Origin of the sequence: Parapedobacter composti (assembly GCF_900112315.1) — a bacterium.
GTDB lineage: Bacteria > Bacteroidota > Bacteroidia > Sphingobacteriales > Sphingobacteriaceae > Parapedobacter > Parapedobacter composti.
Window position 1 is genome coordinate 26,424 of sequence record NZ_FOLL01000008.1, and the last position, 16,901, is coordinate 43,324.

The window sequence follows — 16,901 nt, forward strand, 5'->3', positions numbered from 1 at the left end:
TTTCAAGCGCCCAATCAGCTGTCTAGCTATCTTTACCGCTCATTTACCTATAGATGACGGGTAATTTCAGATTGACAATGCCGTTCGTGCTGCTACTGGTTGGCCCCAACTGGACCTATGGCGCTTTATATTTATCCCATGGTTATACCGAAGTGCGGTAAACCGGCGTTGTATATTAGTCCCATAATGACTATCTTTGTTGAGATAGCGCCACGGCGTGTCAATATCGAGATAACCACGTAACCATGAAGCTGCATATCCGTTTATTAGCCATACTCTTCACCTTTGCCGTTGTTTCCTGTGAAAAACACGATGAGCCAGATACCACGCCGGATCCCATCCAGCTGGAAATCGCCGGCGAGGGTGGTGCGACCGAGGTGGCACTCGGCGCGGGCGACTGGCAGATTGTCAGCGTGGTCAATGCGGACGGCAACATGCGCATGTTTGGCGACGTGTATAACGCAGAAGGAGAAATCATTTGGAAAAACGAGTTGCTCAAACTCAACGGATTAGGCCGCTTAGCGTGGTCAGGAACACTCCGCGGCTTCCAGGTTATCCACAAAACGCCTGGCCTCTTCCACATCCAGTTGCAGGAAAACGCATTGGATAGGCCATTTTGTTTTATTATTAAGCTTGACAATGGACTCACAACGCAGGAGATTGTCGTTGAGCAGCCCACCTCTGCTGGCTACAACTTTGAACGCATCGAGTACTTTCTGGAGGAGGGCGACGGCGATTCTCTGTACGTGCGTGAGCGCGTGGCCACCTACCAGTTTACCTATTCCACCCCTATAGAAGTTTCGATCAACCCCTTTAACGGGCCCAACGTGGTGGTCAACTCGCATTTCGAAAGCGATGATAAATATGCATTCGTGTGGCTGGAAAACGATGCGGTGGAAGTGCCTGTGCCTTCTCACATCACCGAAGACACCGTGTACCTCTCCGCGCAGCAAAGCATCTATGGCGGCATTTCAAACGAACCGTACCAGAGCGACTTCAAGGTGACCATCGCCCTGCCCGCCGGGCAGTCTAACTACGCCTCATATATCGAAGAACGTCGCCGCGTTGTGTCTTACCGGTTAACGATGACACACAAAGGCACAGGGGACTCTAAAGTAGTGGAGGGCAAATGGATAGAAATAAGCCCTACCGGCCGTTACGAAATCAAGAAGGAAGATTGACCGCATCACCCTGCCAAACATTTTCCTTGGCACCCTGTTAGCATAACAGGAGGACTGCATGCTATGACAAGCAACAACACGCAACACGACCCGGAAGATCCGGAGAAGAAAGAACAGAAAACTTCTGAAGGCGACCATGCTAACCACATGGCCTTCGATAGACTACAGCAATATATGGATGCAGACGATGAAGAAAGCCGCCGCGAGGCCGAGGAGGACACCGACAGCGCCAACAAGGCTGACGGTGGAGACGGCGACCCGGCCGGCACGGGTTCCGGCAATGGGGATAACCGCGAGGAGTAAAAACCATTTTGAACCGAAGAGCCGTCCTTAAAACACTTTATTTTTGCAAGATTCTTGCCGCCTCGAATTCATTGACGGGATGGCTGTCATATTTATGGTACAGCTGAAGGAATTTGGTCGGGTCTACCGGTTCCTCGGCAAGGATAACGCCCATCCCTCGGAAGAAATCTTCACGATGTTGCGGCGGGTTGAACAGCATTAATGCCTTGACCTCACCATCCGTGCCGTTGTAAAACCCATGAGGCGTGAAACGGGGGATATGGATAATGCCGCCTTCCGCCAATTCTACTTCCCTATCAATCAACTGGATGGTAAGCTTACCCTGAGTAACCACAAAAGTCTCGTCCATAAAACGATGATAATGCAGCTTGGCACCAGACACCTGAGGAGCCAAAGTAACTTCATATAACCCTAATTGATTATTGGTAGATGCGGTCGTGAGCTTAAATGTCATCGTCGAGCCGTGCACGCTTAACGATTCGCCCATACCGGCATTCACGACAACGGCGTTGTCCACCAAATTGTCTTTTAAATAATCGGATATTCGCCGATTGTTTTCACTTTCCGCCCCAGGCGTTTGTGCATTAGCCGCAAACATTGCCATGATCCATAGTATTGTAATAGTAATTTGCTTTGCCATGATTTTTTTTTAAACAAAGACAAAGCAAAGCAAGAAAACGTGACAAAATTTAGCCTTTTTTTAAAGGTTGTTGGTGGCTGTTAGGAGGCTCGCGAGCGCATTAGACGATTCAGTTTGTCAGGGTCCACGACGGAATTGATCTGGATAATTTTTCCATCTTTTGGAGAGATTTCAAACACCTGACACGATTTGAGGTGATCTCCATCGTAATACAACAGGGCCGGCTGGTGATTCACTTCCTCGACGACTAATCGATAGCGGGCATGATACCTTTCATATACGGTTACCACTAAATTAGCGACCTCGGCTGATCCGATACAAACTTTCTTAACAACATTCAGTTTGGATCCGCCATCTGCATAGAACACAATGTCGGCTGTTAGCAGTTCCTCCACATGCGCCATATTTCCACTCCGGAGCGCCTCCATATACCGATTGAGTTGTGTGAGGAGCCGCTTTTTTTCCACGGCGACCGGACGACCGGTATCCTTGCCCTTTTTTAAAAGCTTTGTTCTCGCGCGGCTCAGCAACTTACGGGAGTTTTCTAAGCTGATATCCAAAGTATCTGCAATTTCTTGATGGCTATAATCAAAACTTTCGTACAGAATGAAAACGGCGCGCTCCTGTGCATTCAACCGTTCCAGCAATACCAATAACGAGTATGAAAGAACTTCTTTTAGGTGCAACTCCCGATCTGCGCGATCCGTCGCCACGGGTTCAGGCAACCACACGTCATCTCGTTGTACGTAGCGTTGGTTGCGATTCTTAATGTTGATCGCTTGATTAATCACACTTCGTATCAGGTAATTCCGTTCATCTTCAATCGCTTCATTTGAACGAGAAATATATTTCAACAGCACATCCTGAACGGCGTCCAGGGCGTCTTCGGCCGAGCCTAAAATATTATATGCATAAGGAAATAGAAGCTGTTGGTATCCTTTGTCCATCTTCAAATCTTAACCTTGCGTTCCATTTAAGGACATCACATAAACATTGGTCTCTTTACGCAAAAATCCGGTTTTCGGATACAGCTTATTCGCTTCGATGCGGGTAGGATTGGAGGTAAGCGACAACAGGTCGACCCGCTGTGTCCGTGCAAAGGCGATAGCGTGTTCGGCAAGCCGCTTGCCCAGCCCTTGTCCGCGGTAGGCTTTGTCGACAACCACATCCTCTATCCATGCTTTGCGACCCGTAGGGGCTTGGTAGATACAGACGGTGATCATACCGGCGAAACCGCCGTCGTGGGCAACCGCTACGAACAGATGGCTGTTCTCAGATGCGATCAACACTTCCAGATCCAATTCGGTGAATACGCATTCGCGCCCGGTCAATTGGCGGAGGAACCGTACCATGGCCTCCCACAGGCCAGGGAGAGTTGAGGTAACTTTCTTGATCTGCATGTTATATATCTCCGGGTAATCCCATTGCAGGATAGCCAAAGCTATAAAAAAATGCTTCAACCTACCCATAAAATTCTCGATTTGCCCAACAACTTGGCTTACTCGTCAATGGAATCGGGGTTTACGTGCCCGCGATGGGGCCGGGTGACCTTGGCAAGATCGTACACACGCCCTCGGCGTTCTTCTGTACCGTTAATCAACCCTTGGTCGAACAGTCGCTCCAATACCGGTTCTACCGCATCCACATCCGCATCGGGATCGCTGAGCTCAGTAAGCCGTTGTACAATCTGTTCGGCGGTACCGCTTCCGATGTCGGCCAGCGCAAAAACCACACGATCTTTCAATGACGCCTGTGGCGCATATTTGGCTGGCACTTGCAACGGCCGGGCAAACTCACTATCGTCTCGCTGCTTTTCCATTTGCTTAGTGTTATTGGTTTCTATTAGCTATTCCACTCCGTATAAGTTACAAACACGGCTGGATAGCGGTTTGTTTTCGCAGCGATACGCTGAATGCGTGGCTTTTTATTTAAAGCGGTTAAACTTGTACAATTAGCTGTGGTGCGTGATGCGTACTTTTGTATAAAGACGAATACAGATGCGAAAAGTAATATTAGGATTGGCCGTAACACTGGATGGCTATATCGAAGGAGCTCCTACAGGCTGTTTATTGTGTTCTACCCATATGAGTTGTGAGGTGTCATAACCGATTTGCTTAGCCTTTTGAAGGTAATCTTTTCTTATACTATCGGGAACCGCCGTTGTTCTGGATAAAATCCAAAGATATTTCAGGCTTTCGCCCGCCACCAAAGCATATTGATAATCTCTATCCAAAGCGATTACGTTATAACCCGAATAAAACGGACCGAAAAATGACACGCTCAACGCACCTATACCCTGGCTGTCCCTGAACTTCGCTTTTCCCGTGGCCGACTCATGTTTACGCTTGATGTAATTATAACCACTGTTGACCACCCTTATCGTTCCATCGCCATTGAGGCCGTATTCAGCAGTTACATTGTTAAGGTTACGTTCTTGCTTGTGATCCAAACGCGCTATTTCATACCATTTACCGAGATACCGGTTTACCTCAAAATTCCTTACTGGCTGCGCGTTCTCCGGGATATTAGCGCACGAACTTAACAGGACGATAACCAGTACTGCTACCCAACATATTAATCGTTTATTTTTCATCTGTTACTTCCTGTTATCAATCCGCCATCTGCGCCGTACTTAGATAACCGATAACACCGGTGATGGTTTTCATCGGCGCAGCAATTTCCGGTTGCCCAGGCGACATGCTGCAAACAAAAACAAACCGGACAGATGACTGTTATCCATACATGGTGCTACGGGCAATTGGCACCTAAAGTACAACTGATAAATTGAAACAGCTATGGAGCAGCACACCCGGCCCAACGCCATGTCAAACGAAAACGCAGAAGCCAAACAATCTACCATGCGCAGTACTGGCCAGGAAACTTCCGACATCCTGACCACCCGACAGGGTCACCCTGTTTACGACAATCAAAATCTGAGGACGGTGGGCAACCGGGGGCCGGCCACACTAGAAAACTACCACTTTCTGGAAAAGATGTCGCATTTCGACCGCGAACGTGTACCTGAACGGGTGGTACACGCGCGGGGCGCAGGGGCGCATGGGGTTTTTGAGGCTTACGGAACGGTTGGCGACCAACCGATATCGCGGTATACACGGGCCAAACTATTCCAGGAAAAAGGTAAAATCACGCCGCTTTTCGTACGCTTCTCTACGGTGATTCACGGCGGACACTCACCTGAAACACTGCGCGATCCGCGCGGATTTGCAGTTAAGATGTATACCGAAGACGGTAATTGGGACTTGGTGGGCAATAACCTGAAAATTTTCTTTATTCGTGACGCGCTGAAGTTCCCTGATTTCATCCACGCTTTCAAGCCCGACCCGGTAACGAACCGGCAGGATCCCGTGCGGCAGTTTGATTTCATCAGCCATACACCTGAAGCGATGCACATGATTACGTTTCTTTTTTCGCCTTGGGGTATACCTGCCAATTATCGCCAAATGCAGGGTTCAGGCGTTAATACGTATAAATGGGTAAACCAAGATGGAGAAGCGGTGCTCGTGAAATACCACTGGGAACCATTGCAAGGCATTAAAAACCTGACAACAAAAGAGGCCCAGGAAATACAAGCAAAAAACTTCAACCACGCCACACAAGATCTTTATGAGGCTATCGAACGCGGCGATTACCCGCAATGGGAGCTATGCGTCCAGATCATGAGTGATGATGAACATGCTGAGCTTGACTTTGATCCGTTGGATGATACCAAAATATGGCCGAAGGACCAGTTCCCTTGGTTGCCGGTCGGCCGGATGACCCTGAACAGGAACCCTGTGAACTATTTTGCGGAGGTGGAACAGTCTGCCTTCGGTACCGGCGTGTTGGTAGACGGGCTTGACTTTTCGGACGACAAGATGTTGCAAGGCCGTACGTTTTCATATTCCGACACCCAACGCTACCGGGTAGGTACCAACTACCTCCAATTACCCATCAATGCACCACGTAAACATGTAGCGACCAACCAGCGTGATGGTCAGATGGCCTACCATCAAGACATTGTTGAGGGTGTTAATCCTCATGTGAACTACGAACCATCTTCGCTGGGTGGCTTGAAAGAAGCCGAAAGGCCGGGAACGGACCACACACCTCAGTATAACGCCGCCCTGGTGCGCGCCAAAATAGACAGGCAAAACAACTTCAAGCAGGCTGGCGAGACCTACCGTGGTTTCGAGGAATGGGAGCGGCAGGAGTTAATTATTAACCTTGTGGATGCCTTGTCTAGATGCCCAACACATATACAGGACAAAATGATTGAGATGTTCCACGCTTGTGATGGCGATTACGGTAACCGGGTACAGGAAGGTATCCGGCAGGCACGCACGATGGAAGGCACGGACGGTGCTGCCGCCGAAGCGGACAAAGCAGTGAAGCAGGCCGAGGAAAAAGGCAGAGAAGCAAAACCCTATTGAGTATAACCGTGATGACACCAGATACATTGGTCAGAAGTATATTTGATGCGGCGCGCACTGGCGACGCCGCATTTATCAGGCAGCACGCTAATGTGCAACACATTGACACACGGGACGCCCGCGGTTACACACCGTTGATCATCGCGGCTTACAACGGCCACCTGGAGGCCACAGAAGCATTACTGGACGCAGGTGCGGATATCAACGCGCAGGACTATGGGGGCAATACGGCCCTGATGGGTGTATGTTTTAAAGGATATCCGGATATCGCGAATCTACTGATACGTCGTGGAGCCGACCTCAACATTCAGCACGGTAATGGCGGTACGGCCCTAATGTTTGCAGCGATGTTCGGCCGTAACGAGCTGGTTAAAATGATGCTGCTTCATGGTGCGGACACCAACATACGTGAATCGCGCGGGCTGACGGCGCTTGACCTCGCCGTGCAGCAGGGCAACCTGGAGGCAGTTGCAATGCTGGATAGTTAGCTTGGCTCCGGCACCAGCTAAGTTTCTGTATCATCCACCGGCCCTGGATCTTCCTCCCGCTCAACGGTGATCTTGCATTCGGTAATCAGCGTCGCTAAGGCTCCTACTGCCGCAAGTACCGGCGCAAAGAGCGCACCCACTACGCCAATAGTCACCGGAAAGCTCATAATTTCCCGTCCGCTTTTGTCTGAAATGATAATCTTCCGGACGTTTCCTTCCTCAATCAGCTCCCTGATTTTCTTCACCAGGTTTTCGCCATGTACAAAAAAAGATTCCTTCGTACCCATATTCGTTGTTTGCGTTTATACGAAATAAATTTATGAAATTTTTTCGAAATGGGCATTTTGTATCTTCGCACCAAAGACACATAAACTACATACAAATATGATTAATCAGTGGAAAGCGGTGTTGTTTGATTTGGACGGGACACTCCTTGACTCGGAATGGTTTTATTACAAGGCATGGAAGAAAGCGCTGGAAACGCATGGTTTCGCCCTCGAAAGCTATGTATGGCTGAATGAATTTGCCGGAACGACAGATAGACAAGCGTTTGAGTTGTTGCGGAATAAATACGGACTGAAAGCCGACCCGGAAACTTTCTTCAGCGAAGTAAGGGCGAACGTTGCGCAACAACATGAAAAAGAAGTGGTACCGCTGATGCCGGGGGCCGCAGACCTGCTCAGCTTTTTGCACCATCGTGGTGTCACGATGGCGGTAGTAACTTCCAGTAAACGCCCGGTGGCAACCTATCATCTGGAAAAGAACGGGATAAAGCACTATTTCCGCGTGCTGGTAACCCGCACTGAAGTAGACCGGCCCAAGCCTGACCCCGAACCGTATGACCTTTGCGTGGCCCAGCTGAAGTTGGAAAAAGCGGACTGCTTGGCACTGGAAGATTCTGTTACCGGCACCACGGCGGCGAAAGCAGCACAGCTCACCTGTTTTGGCGTACAAACCCATGAATCCATCCGGCAGAAGCTGAACGCGGATCTTACGTTCGACAACCTCCATGAGGTGCGTGAATACCTGGAGGACTGAAACCATTGAATGGACTGTCGCGATAACTCCTTACCAAACTTTCCGGTTAGAGGCCTGCAATACGTCTATAGCATACAGGGCGACTTCATCATCGTCTGCCGGGTTTTTAATACGTTCTTCCAGTGCGTCTATCCAGTTAGCCAATGCGGCTGCGATGGTATTACCGCTACCTGCAATGCCAGATTGTACATCGGGGCCCAACACACAGTAATACCCTTCGCTGCCTTCAAAAATTACAGGGCGCAACTCCCTGACATTGATATGGAGACCGGCATCTTCGTAATTAAGCTGGATGATCCGCTCTTCTGGCACTTTCATCTGTTCCATAATGTTCACGTGACATCAATAGAACAGCTGGCCAGAGGAATTGTTCGGCTTTTTCAGCTTTTTCGCTACCGGATATGTCCGTCACCATATACGTAGTATTTATTGGTTACCAACTGCTCAAGACCCAACGGTCCGCGATGGTGCAGCTTATCAGTGCTAATAGCCAGTTCAGCGCCAACGCCCATTGCCCCTCCATCTGTGAACCGCGTAGACGCGTTGTGATACACAGCTGCGCTGTCTACCTGTTCCATAAAAACAAAGGCCTTCCGCTCGTCGGCCGTCAGGATAACAGCCGAGTGTCCCCCACTGTACCGGTTGATCGTGTCGATTGCCGCTTCTACGCCAGCAACTCGGCCGAAGCAGATTTTGGGCGCAAGAAACTCTTCGTACCAAACCGATTCGTCAGCAATAGGAACGGCCCCTTCCAACATCGGCAACAGCGTCTTATCGGCCAGCAGTTGGACCGACTGGGCCCGCAAAGCCGCGCCCAGCTCCTTTACTCTCAATTGCAGCTCCGGGGTTGCCTCGTCAACAAGCACCTTATCCAAAGCGTTGCATGCGCTGACCTTATCGGTTTTCGCATTGAGGATAACCGACATCACGTGATCCCAATCGGCATCGGGAGCAATGTAGGCGAAATTATTGCCTCTGCCGCTGACCAGGACGGCACACTGCGCATGTTCTTTCACGAAGCGGATTAACTGTTCTCCTCCCCGGGGCACGATGAGATCAATCGGTTGCGATGGATTCTTCAGAAAATCGCGCGTTGCCTGACGATCCAACGTGATTAACTGAATCCAGTTTGTTGAGAGGCCGTTTTCAGCAAGTGCCTGGTGCCAGCAGTCGACCAACACGCGGTTGGTGCGCAAAGCTTCTTTACCTCCTTTTAACAAAATTTTATTATTAGCCTTGAATGCCAAAACCGCAGCTTCGACGGTCACATCGGGCCGCGATTCGTAGATGATCAAGATAGTGCCAAACGGCGCCGTCCGGTTTTCGATGCGTAATCCGTTATCCAGTACACCTGACGACCGTACCTGCCCAATCGGGTCGGGCTGATTTTTGACGGTCCGTATGGCCTGGATCATACCGTCAACTTTGGCGCTGTCCACCGCCAGACGTTCATACAACGCCCCGTCATGGCGCGTAAACGCGTCGCGATCCTGTTGATTTGCGTTCAATATATCTTTACGGCGGTCGCCAATGATGGTTATCATTGACGCCAGCACACTATTTTTCTCTGTTGTTGTAAGTAATTCCATAATCGCGTCTGTTAAAGGGTCACCTTAGTACCCACATGTTTACCATAGACTATATCGGTAATGACATGGTCTTGTTTGCCGTTAGCGATGAAAGTTGGGATGTTCAATTTTGCAGTCTGTTTGGCTACCCTGAGCTTGGATTCCATGCCACCGCGGCCTTCGGCCTCGCCTTTATTGGTTTTGTGGATGTATTGCTCAACCGGATCGTTTACACGGAGGTGCGGAATCAATTGGCTCTCCAAATCGTCCGGATGCCCATTGTATAGGCCGTCCGTATCCGTGAGTAGGATTAGCATATCAGCCTTAATCAATTCGGCCACCAAACTGGCCAATTCATCGTTATCTGTGAAAGTCGACATCGACAAGGATACGGCATCATCCTCATTCGCAATGGGAATGACTCCCTCGGCCAGCAGACCCTCGTAGCAATTGACCATATTATCTCGATGCCGGCCAAGATCAAAATCACGCTTCGTTGCCAATACCTGTGCGCAACGCATGCCATGATCCTGAAATAGGTTATAATAATGCCGCATCATACGTGGCTGACCGATGGCGGAAAAGACCTGCCGCCGGGTAATTTTATCTGTCGTTTTCAATCCTCGGCTCATCACCTCCTTGCCGGCAATAACCGAACCCGACGAAACCAGCACCGAGAGTATACCGTGTTCATAGAGGTAAGCTATCTGTTCTACCAGCTTTGACAGGATGGTGCCTACGATGCGGTTGTCTTTGTTGGTAATGACATGGGTGCCAACTTTAATAACGATGCGCTGTATTGGTTTGCCTGTAGCCAACCGTTCAAGCATGAGCACCCTCCTCTTTACCCTTGGTTTGCGCTCCCAGTTCTTCCGCGCGGCGGAAAGCGGCATACGCGGCCTCCTGGATTAAGGCATTAACGTTGTTGTCGTCCATGGAATCCAGGGCTGCACGAGTGGTCCCTCCTTTAGAAGCCACCTTAGCCATCCAGTCTTCTGGACTGAGATCTGAAGAATTGAACAGTTCTACTGCGCCGGCAAAAGTCTGCCCTACTAAGAGCCGTGCATCTTCCTCTTGGAAGCCCATTTTCAGTGCCGCATCCATTAAGGCCTGCATAAAGTAAAAGATATAGGCCGGGCCGCTTCCGGATATCCCCGTAGAAGCATCGATTTTGGATTCAGTGGGCAATTTAATCGACCGCCCTGTGGTATCCAGCAGCCGCTCAATGGCAGCAAGTTCCAGCCTTGACACATGCTCCGAAGCCGTGAAAGAGGTCATCCCTAACCCGACTAACGCCGGTAAGTTAGGCATGGCCCGCACGACCTTGCTGACTCCAAGCCCTTGTTTTATCGTGTCAATAGTAACACCTGCCATAATGGATACAAACAGCTGCCCAGCCGACAGCATTGGCTTCATCTCTGCCATCAACCCGGCGGCATGCACCGGTTTAACGGCAATCAGCACCACATCCGCTTTGGGCAAGCACGTACTGAGGTATTCATGTACCTCGAAAAGTCCACTGGCTCGTAATTCAGCCAATTTTTTTTCACTTTTGTCATAAACCATTAGATTTCCGGTATTTAAAAAATTGGACTTACCAATCGCCTCTGCATAGGTCATGCCCATGTTCCCTCCTCCAATTACAAGTACGTTCATTCCTTTCTTCTTTTATTATTGATTCAAAAATTAATGCTACCCATATGGAACAACCTTCATGCAGGCATGCCAAATGTTGCCATATTGTTAGTTTTATGCTAAAAATATCATGGTTATACCAAGTTTCTGAAAGGTGCTAAACAGGGCTATCTCGCTTTAACGGCATTTTATCAAAAACGATCCGCAAATATGACAGCCATATGAAACGAAGCCACTGTTGCCGCAAAATTGTCATGGTTGCCGCTGCTTCACGTGCGAGCGTACGGCATCCAGGTAACGGCTCAGCTCCTGCCGCGCTTTGGGGGCCAGCAGAAATAAACCGATCATATTAGGAAACGCCATCGCCAGAATCATCGCATCGGAAAACTTGATAACGGAATCCAACGTAGCAGCCGCACCGATGATCACGAAAAATAAAAACAGTACTTTATACGATAGATCTGCCCATTTTGAACGGCCGAACAGGAATTTCCACGATTGAATACCATAATATGACCAAGAAAGCATGGTTGAAAATGCAAACAGGAAAACAGCGATGGTGAGCACCACCGAAAAATGGGGAATGACACTTTCAAATGCCATGCTGGTCAATTCTACACCTCCCACGGCTTGGCCGCCATCCTTGAGCAAGACATTGCCCCATTGATCCTGGACGCCATAGGTGAAAACACCTTCACTGTTAAAAAAAATAATGGTCAGTGCAGTCAGCGTGCAGATAACCACCGTATCAACAAAAGGTTCCAAGAGGCCAACCAACCCTTCGCTTGCCGGATACCGGGTCTTTACGGCGGAGTGGGCAATTGCCGCAGAGCCGATTCCGGCCTCGTTGGAAAAACTTGCCCGGCGGAAACCGGTAATCAACACACCTACCACACCTCCCAGACCGGCGGCAGGGGAAAAGGCTTGGCCAATAATTAAACCGAATGCCTCGCCGATATATGCATAATGAACCGCCACAACGGCCAAGCTACCCAACAGGTAAATGATTCCCATGAACGGCACTAGCTTTTCAGTGATCTGACCGATACGCTTTATGCCGCCGATAATCACTACACCGACCAACAACGCTAAACCAACGCCGAACAGTGTTCTTACGAAATCTCCTTCAACTCCAAGCGTTGTGGTCAATTGGGCGATTGCCTGGTTCGACTGAAGGGCATTTCCCCCGCCCAGAGACGCGCCCACGCACATGACAGCAAATATTACAGCCAAGGCTTTTCCTAGGCGGTGCGCACCCATTTCGCTCAGTCCTTTGGTGAGGTAATACATGGGGCCACCGTACGTCCGGCCGTTTTCATCTACATCACGGTATTTTACCCCAAGTGTACACTCTACAAATTTTGTGGTCATTCCTATCAGTCCCGAGACAATCATCCAGAACGTAGCTCCAGGGCCACCTATGGCTATCGCCACGGAAACACCCGCAATGTTGCCCAGTCCAACGGTACCGGAGAGCGCCGCCGTTAACGCCTGGAAGTGTGTAAGCTCGCCGGCTACAGGGGTTCCGTCGGCTGATGGCCGCTGTCCGATTTCGTTGTATTTACCCCTTATCGTACGGAACGCTACCGGTAGCTTCCGGAAATTAACCAGTCTGAAGTAGCATGTAAAAAAAATACCACCAAACACTAATAGAATCAACACAAGGGGAATAGCGATTTGATTAGAAACAGGAATCGTGAAAAAAACTACAGCCTCCCACCAATCAGCGATAGGCGTGAACCACTCATCTATCTGTTTATCGATCCCGACGGCCAAAACCGGAACCGGCAGTAATAAAGTAGTTAGTGAAACGAAAAATAAGAATGAAATGGACCAAGTTTTCTTGGGTAAAATCATAAAAATTCGGGATTTTTTTTTAAAAGAGAAATATTTTCGGGCCGCAAAATAAAAAGATATACCCGATAAACCAAAAACACCGCCCAACATTTCGGCGCACCGGTTGTTGTTTGCTGTAACAACATAGTAACGAAATGAGCCTGACAACGTATAAAAAGAAAAGAAGCAGCACCAGCCCCGAGCCTAAGGGCGGTAAACCGTCCAATGATACGCTGCGGTTTGTGGTACAAAAACACCATGCGTCACGGCTTCACTATGACTTCAGGCTGGAGATGCGCGGGGTATTGAAAAGTTGGGCGGTACCGAAGGGTCCATCACTGAACCCGGCGGATAAGCGCCTGGCGATGGAGGTGGAAGATCATCCCTACGATTATAAAGATTTCGAAGGCACCATTCCCAAAGGGAACTACGGTGCTGGAGCGGTAATCGTATGGGACGAGGGCACTTATGAGCCTGCGGAAGTCAGCGGCGACAAAAAAGCCATGGAAAAGGAACTGATGAAACAATGGCGGGCAGGTTCGTTGAAATTCAGGCTGCATGGCAAAAAGCTGAAAGGCGAATTTGCATTGGTAAAAATGAAAGGTAAGGAGGACAATGCTTGGTTGCTCATCAAGCATAAAGATGGATATGCAGCGGACGAAGACATAACGCAGAACGACAAATCTGTGGTGTCGCAAAAGACGCTGGAACAAGTAGCCAAGAAAGCCTCAACGGCGTCAAATGGAGACGGAAGTACCACAAAAAGAAACACCAAACGATCAGCAAGGCGAACCGCAGGCGATGGGTCTACCGTAAAAGCGCAGGTGGAAAGGCAGGTCGACCCTTCAGAAGACACAATACCCGAAGCATCTGTGGATGTCTCCGCCATCCTGAAAAAAGCGAAGAAAGTACCGTTTCCAAAAACACTGTCGCCCATGTTAGCTACGCTGGTGGATGAACCGTTCGACGACCCAGGGTGGGAATATGAAGTGAAATGGGACGGCTACCGGGCCATAGCGTTCATGGACGGAACGACGACTGCCCTGAAATCGCGTAACGATAAGTCGTTTGCTGACAAATTCTACCCGGTATACGACGCCATCAAGGCATGGGGTATTAAAGCGGTGGTCGATGGTGAAATCGTGGTGGTAACGGACAAGGGGATTTCTGATTTCAACCAATTGCAGAACTGGCGCAGCGAAGCAGACGGTGAGTTGTTGTATTATGTGTTTGACGTATTATGGTACAACGACAAAGACATGATGGATTTGCCCTTATCAGAACGGAAAGCTGTACTGCAGACCCTCATCCCCAAAGATGGCGGTATCATACGGAGCGGCTACAGCATCGCCGGAAAGGGTACCGAGTTTTTCGACGCTGCGGCAAAGCTTGGACTTGAAGGCATCATCGCCAAGCGATCAGATAGCCCCTATCGTCCCGGCGATCGGTCTAGAGACTGGCTGAAGATTAAGTCACAAAAACGGCAGGAAGTGGTCGTCGGAGGATATACACGAAATGAGGGCACATCAAAACCGTTCAGTTCTTTACTGCTTGGCGTATTTGAGGGCAAGAAATTCCGTTATGTGGGTAAAGTCGGTACGGGCTTCAAAGACAAGCAGCAACGTGAATTGCTGGAGTTATTCAAGCCACTGGAACGAAAAACCAGTCCTTTTACTGATACACCTGACTACAACAAACCTTCCCGTTTCAGGCCCAATCCACCGCATGCGCGGGCAACGTGGCTGAAGCCCGAACTGGTATGCGAAATCCATTATACCGAAGTAACTGCCGATGGGGTATTCAGGCATCCCGCCTTCATTGCCTTACGCGAAGACAAGGACGCCAAATTGGTGGTTGCTGAAAAGCCGGTACCCACGGAGAAAGCCAAAGACGGCGCGGAAGATTTGGGTAAAGCAGACCGCGCCAGCAATGAAATCGTAAATGCTCCAGCCAAACGGGAGAGAGGCACGTTAGTGAACCCCTCGGAAAGCACACAGGTACGGAAAATCAATGGCAACGAACTGAAGTTTACCAATCTCAAAAAGGTTTTCTGGCCGGAAGAAGGCTACACCAAGGGCGACATGCTAAATTACTATTGGCAGATGGCCAAGTATATCCTCCCCTACCTGAAAAACCGTCCTCAATCGCTGAACCGCTTCCCAAACGGCATAGGCGGTAAAAACTTCTACCAAAAGGACGTTACCGGAAAAGTGCCTCCCTGGGTAGAAAAGCATCCATATAAAGCGGAAGGAGAACGCAAACGTAAGCATTATATGCTATGCAACAATGAAGCCGCCCTACTGTACATGGCTAACCTCGCCTCCATTGAAATGAACCCTTGGAGCAGCACCGTAAAAAAGCCAGACCATCCGACATGGTGCATGCTTGACCTCGACCCAGACAAAGGTAACACCTTTGACCAGGTGATTGAAGTAGCCCGGGCCATACACGACTTACTGGAAGACCTTAAAATCCCTTCTTATTGCAAAACCTCGGGCTCCACCGGATTACACGTGTATATACCACTGGGTGCCAACTATACTTATGACCAGTCACAGCTCTTCGCCCGATGGGTAGCAACGCAGGTGGATACCCAGTTCGATTTTACCAGCGTGGAACGCATGACCAGCAAGCGCAAGGGAATGGTCTATATAGACTTTCTCCAGAACAGGCCGTCGGCTACTCTTGCCGCACCCTATTCGCTCCGGCCAAAACCCGGTGCAACGGTTTCCATGCCGCTGCATTGGGAAGAAGTGAAACAAGGACTGAAGATGGCAGACTTCACCATAGCCAACGTCGTAAAACGGGTAAGAGAAACAGGTGATATTTTTAAGCCAGTATTGGGAAAAGGAATCAACCTAAAAAAAATCCTGGATAAATTGAAAACCGGTTAGACCGTCCCCATCGTGCTCATCTTTGGTGCTATATGATGCCAGCGCCCAAAGCCATAGCAATAACTATCAGCATGACAGCTACCAGTATACGGATAAACCGGAGCGTCACCTTCTTCAATAACCTATTCCCCAGGTATGCGCCCAGGATGGCCGACACCGTAGCGCAACCGACCAATAGGAGGTTATCATGAAGTCCCGATGCTGCGAACCTCGTTGCATATACCGATAACCTTGTGAAGTCCACAAATGTAGAGATGACGACGGTAGTGGCCACAAACGCTTCTTTGGAAAGCCCCACCCGTACGAGAAAAGCGCTGCGCAGCGCTCCCTGATTACCTGAAAAACCTCCGAAAAAGCCGCTAAGCAGTCCCCCAATCGGCAACTTCGCTTTTCCGAATGCCAAATTACTGAAATACGGGATTAAATCCATCACCGCAAAGCCCATAAGCAACACAGCGATGACCAGTTTCATCGGATAAACCTCAAAAGCTTCACCCCCTATGGAGTAGGAAAACAACGGCGCCAAATCACTTACCTGCAACAGGAGCCAAGCCCCGAAAAAGGCTGCGATAACTGCCGGTATGCCGAAACGGATAAGTACCTGCCTATCGGCCCGTCCACCAACAAGCACCAGTTTGAATAGGTTGTTGAAAAAGTGGACGACACCAGTAAGGGCCACTGCCAGGTCGACGGAGAAAAAAACCATAAAAACCGGCGTAAGAATGGTACCAAGACCAAAGCCCGAAAAGAATGTGAGCAGAGCTACCGCGAATGCCGCCAACGAAAGGACGAGAATATCCATCAGCTGCTGATTTTACGATCGGTATCTAACATCGATTTCACTATGTATGATTGAACACATCAAAGATAGTATGGTGTCAATCAGAT

The 16,901-nt window shown here is 49.4% G+C and carries 18 protein-coding genes; 6 read left to right on the forward strand and 12 right to left on the reverse strand.

Annotation, left to right across the window (positions count from 1 at the left end):
- Positions 1 to 245 precede the first annotated feature (245 nt).
- Positions 246 to 1,181: a hypothetical protein gene (locus BM030_RS09940; RefSeq protein WP_090973450.1), complete on the forward strand. Its 936-nt coding sequence runs from the start codon at positions 246 to 248 to the stop codon at positions 1,179 to 1,181.
- Between the two features lie 63 nt (positions 1,182 to 1,244).
- Positions 1,245 to 1,484, forward strand: coding sequence for a hypothetical protein (locus BM030_RS09945; protein ID WP_090973451.1), 240 nt, complete (start codon positions 1,245 to 1,247; stop codon positions 1,482 to 1,484).
- A gap of 37 nt (positions 1,485 to 1,521) precedes the next feature.
- Here the strand turns inward: BM030_RS09945 and BM030_RS09950 are convergent, their stop codons facing one another.
- From BM030_RS09950 to BM030_RS09970, 5 genes are all read right to left on the reverse strand, one after another.
- Positions 1,522 to 2,088, reverse strand: a complete 567-nt coding sequence (locus tag BM030_RS09950; RefSeq protein ID WP_211657571.1) for a cupin domain-containing protein — start codon at positions 2,086 to 2,088, stop codon at positions 1,522 to 1,524.
- Between the two features lie 116 nt (positions 2,089 to 2,204).
- Positions 2,205 to 3,071, reverse strand: coding sequence for a sigma-70 family RNA polymerase sigma factor (locus BM030_RS09955; RefSeq protein ID WP_090973452.1), 867 nt, complete (start codon positions 3,069 to 3,071; stop codon positions 2,205 to 2,207).
- A 9-nt stretch (positions 3,072 to 3,080) separates the two neighbouring features.
- Complete coding sequence (locus tag BM030_RS09960) at positions 3,081 to 3,593, reverse strand: GNAT family N-acetyltransferase (RefSeq protein WP_211657572.1); 513 nt, start codon at positions 3,591 to 3,593, stop codon at positions 3,081 to 3,083.
- A 29-nt stretch (positions 3,594 to 3,622) separates the two neighbouring features.
- Positions 3,623 to 3,943, reverse strand: coding sequence for a hypothetical protein (locus tag BM030_RS09965; RefSeq protein ID WP_090973453.1), 321 nt, complete (start codon positions 3,941 to 3,943; stop codon positions 3,623 to 3,625).
- 219 nt (positions 3,944 to 4,162) lie between these two features.
- Positions 4,163 to 4,717 (reverse strand): lipocalin family protein, encoded by a 555-nt coding sequence (locus BM030_RS09970; RefSeq protein ID WP_090973454.1) that lies wholly within the window; start codon positions 4,715 to 4,717, stop codon positions 4,163 to 4,165.
- Between the two features lie 229 nt (positions 4,718 to 4,946).
- On the opposite strand from BM030_RS09970, the gene BM030_RS09975 reads away from it, so the two are divergent.
- Both BM030_RS09975 and BM030_RS09980 read left to right on the forward strand, forming a co-directional pair.
- A complete protein-coding gene (locus BM030_RS09975; protein WP_397235623.1) occupies positions 4,947 to 6,554 on the forward strand; it encodes a catalase in 1,608 nt (535 codons plus the stop codon).
- An 11-nt stretch (positions 6,555 to 6,565) separates the two neighbouring features.
- Positions 6,566 to 7,042 (forward strand): ankyrin repeat domain-containing protein, encoded by a 477-nt coding sequence (locus tag BM030_RS09980; protein WP_090973455.1) that lies wholly within the window; start codon positions 6,566 to 6,568, stop codon positions 7,040 to 7,042.
- A gap of 17 nt (positions 7,043 to 7,059) precedes the next feature.
- On the opposite strand, the gene BM030_RS09985 is transcribed toward BM030_RS09980, so the two are convergent.
- On the reverse strand, positions 7,060 to 7,329 hold the full coding sequence (locus tag BM030_RS09985) for a DUF4342 domain-containing protein (protein WP_090973456.1): 270 nt from the start codon (positions 7,327 to 7,329) through the stop codon (positions 7,060 to 7,062).
- 97 nt (positions 7,330 to 7,426) lie between these two features.
- Here BM030_RS09985 and BM030_RS09990 point away from each other — a divergent pair, with 97 nt between their 5' ends.
- Positions 7,427 to 8,080: an HAD family hydrolase gene (locus BM030_RS09990; RefSeq protein WP_090973457.1), complete on the forward strand. Its 654-nt coding sequence runs from the start codon at positions 7,427 to 7,429 to the stop codon at positions 8,078 to 8,080.
- Between the two features lie 30 nt (positions 8,081 to 8,110).
- On the opposite strand, the gene BM030_RS09995 is transcribed toward BM030_RS09990, so the two are convergent.
- The 5 genes from BM030_RS09995 to BM030_RS10015 form a co-directional block, all read right to left on the reverse strand.
- On the reverse strand, positions 8,111 to 8,407 hold the full coding sequence (locus BM030_RS09995; protein ID WP_090973458.1) for a hypothetical protein: 297 nt from the start codon (positions 8,405 to 8,407) through the stop codon (positions 8,111 to 8,113).
- A gap of 65 nt (positions 8,408 to 8,472) precedes the next feature.
- Positions 8,473 to 9,669: a glutamate-5-semialdehyde dehydrogenase gene (locus tag BM030_RS10000; protein WP_090973459.1), complete on the reverse strand. Its 1,197-nt coding sequence runs from the start codon at positions 9,667 to 9,669 to the stop codon at positions 8,473 to 8,475.
- Between the two features lie 11 nt (positions 9,670 to 9,680).
- Positions 9,681 to 10,478 carry a glutamate 5-kinase gene (gene proB, locus BM030_RS10005; RefSeq protein ID WP_090973460.1) on the reverse strand — a complete coding sequence of 266 codons (798 nt, stop codon included), beginning with the start codon at positions 10,476 to 10,478 and terminating at the stop codon, positions 9,681 to 9,683.
- The gene (proC, locus tag BM030_RS10010; RefSeq protein WP_090973461.1) at positions 10,471 to 11,304 is read right to left on the reverse strand and encodes a pyrroline-5-carboxylate reductase; all 834 of its coding nucleotides are present in this window, start codon (positions 11,302 to 11,304) and stop codon (positions 10,471 to 10,473) included. Before proC ends, proB begins: the two co-directional genes overlap by 8 nt.
- Before the next feature lie 231 nt (positions 11,305 to 11,535).
- On the reverse strand, positions 11,536 to 12,945 hold the full coding sequence (locus BM030_RS10015) for an alanine/glycine:cation symporter family protein (RefSeq protein WP_244518832.1): 1,410 nt from the start codon (positions 12,943 to 12,945) through the stop codon (positions 11,536 to 11,538).
- A 329-nt stretch (positions 12,946 to 13,274) separates the two neighbouring features.
- Here BM030_RS10015 and ligD point away from each other — a divergent pair, with 329 nt between their 5' ends.
- Complete coding sequence (ligD, locus tag BM030_RS10020; RefSeq protein ID WP_090973462.1) at positions 13,275 to 16,013, forward strand: DNA ligase D; 2,739 nt, start codon at positions 13,275 to 13,277, stop codon at positions 16,011 to 16,013.
- A gap of 28 nt (positions 16,014 to 16,041) precedes the next feature.
- Here ligD and BM030_RS10025 read toward each other — a convergent pair whose 3' ends face one another.
- Positions 16,042 to 16,815, reverse strand: coding sequence for a sulfite exporter TauE/SafE family protein (locus tag BM030_RS10025; RefSeq protein WP_090973463.1), 774 nt, complete (start codon positions 16,813 to 16,815; stop codon positions 16,042 to 16,044).
- Positions 16,816 to 16,901: the final 86 nt, after the last annotated feature.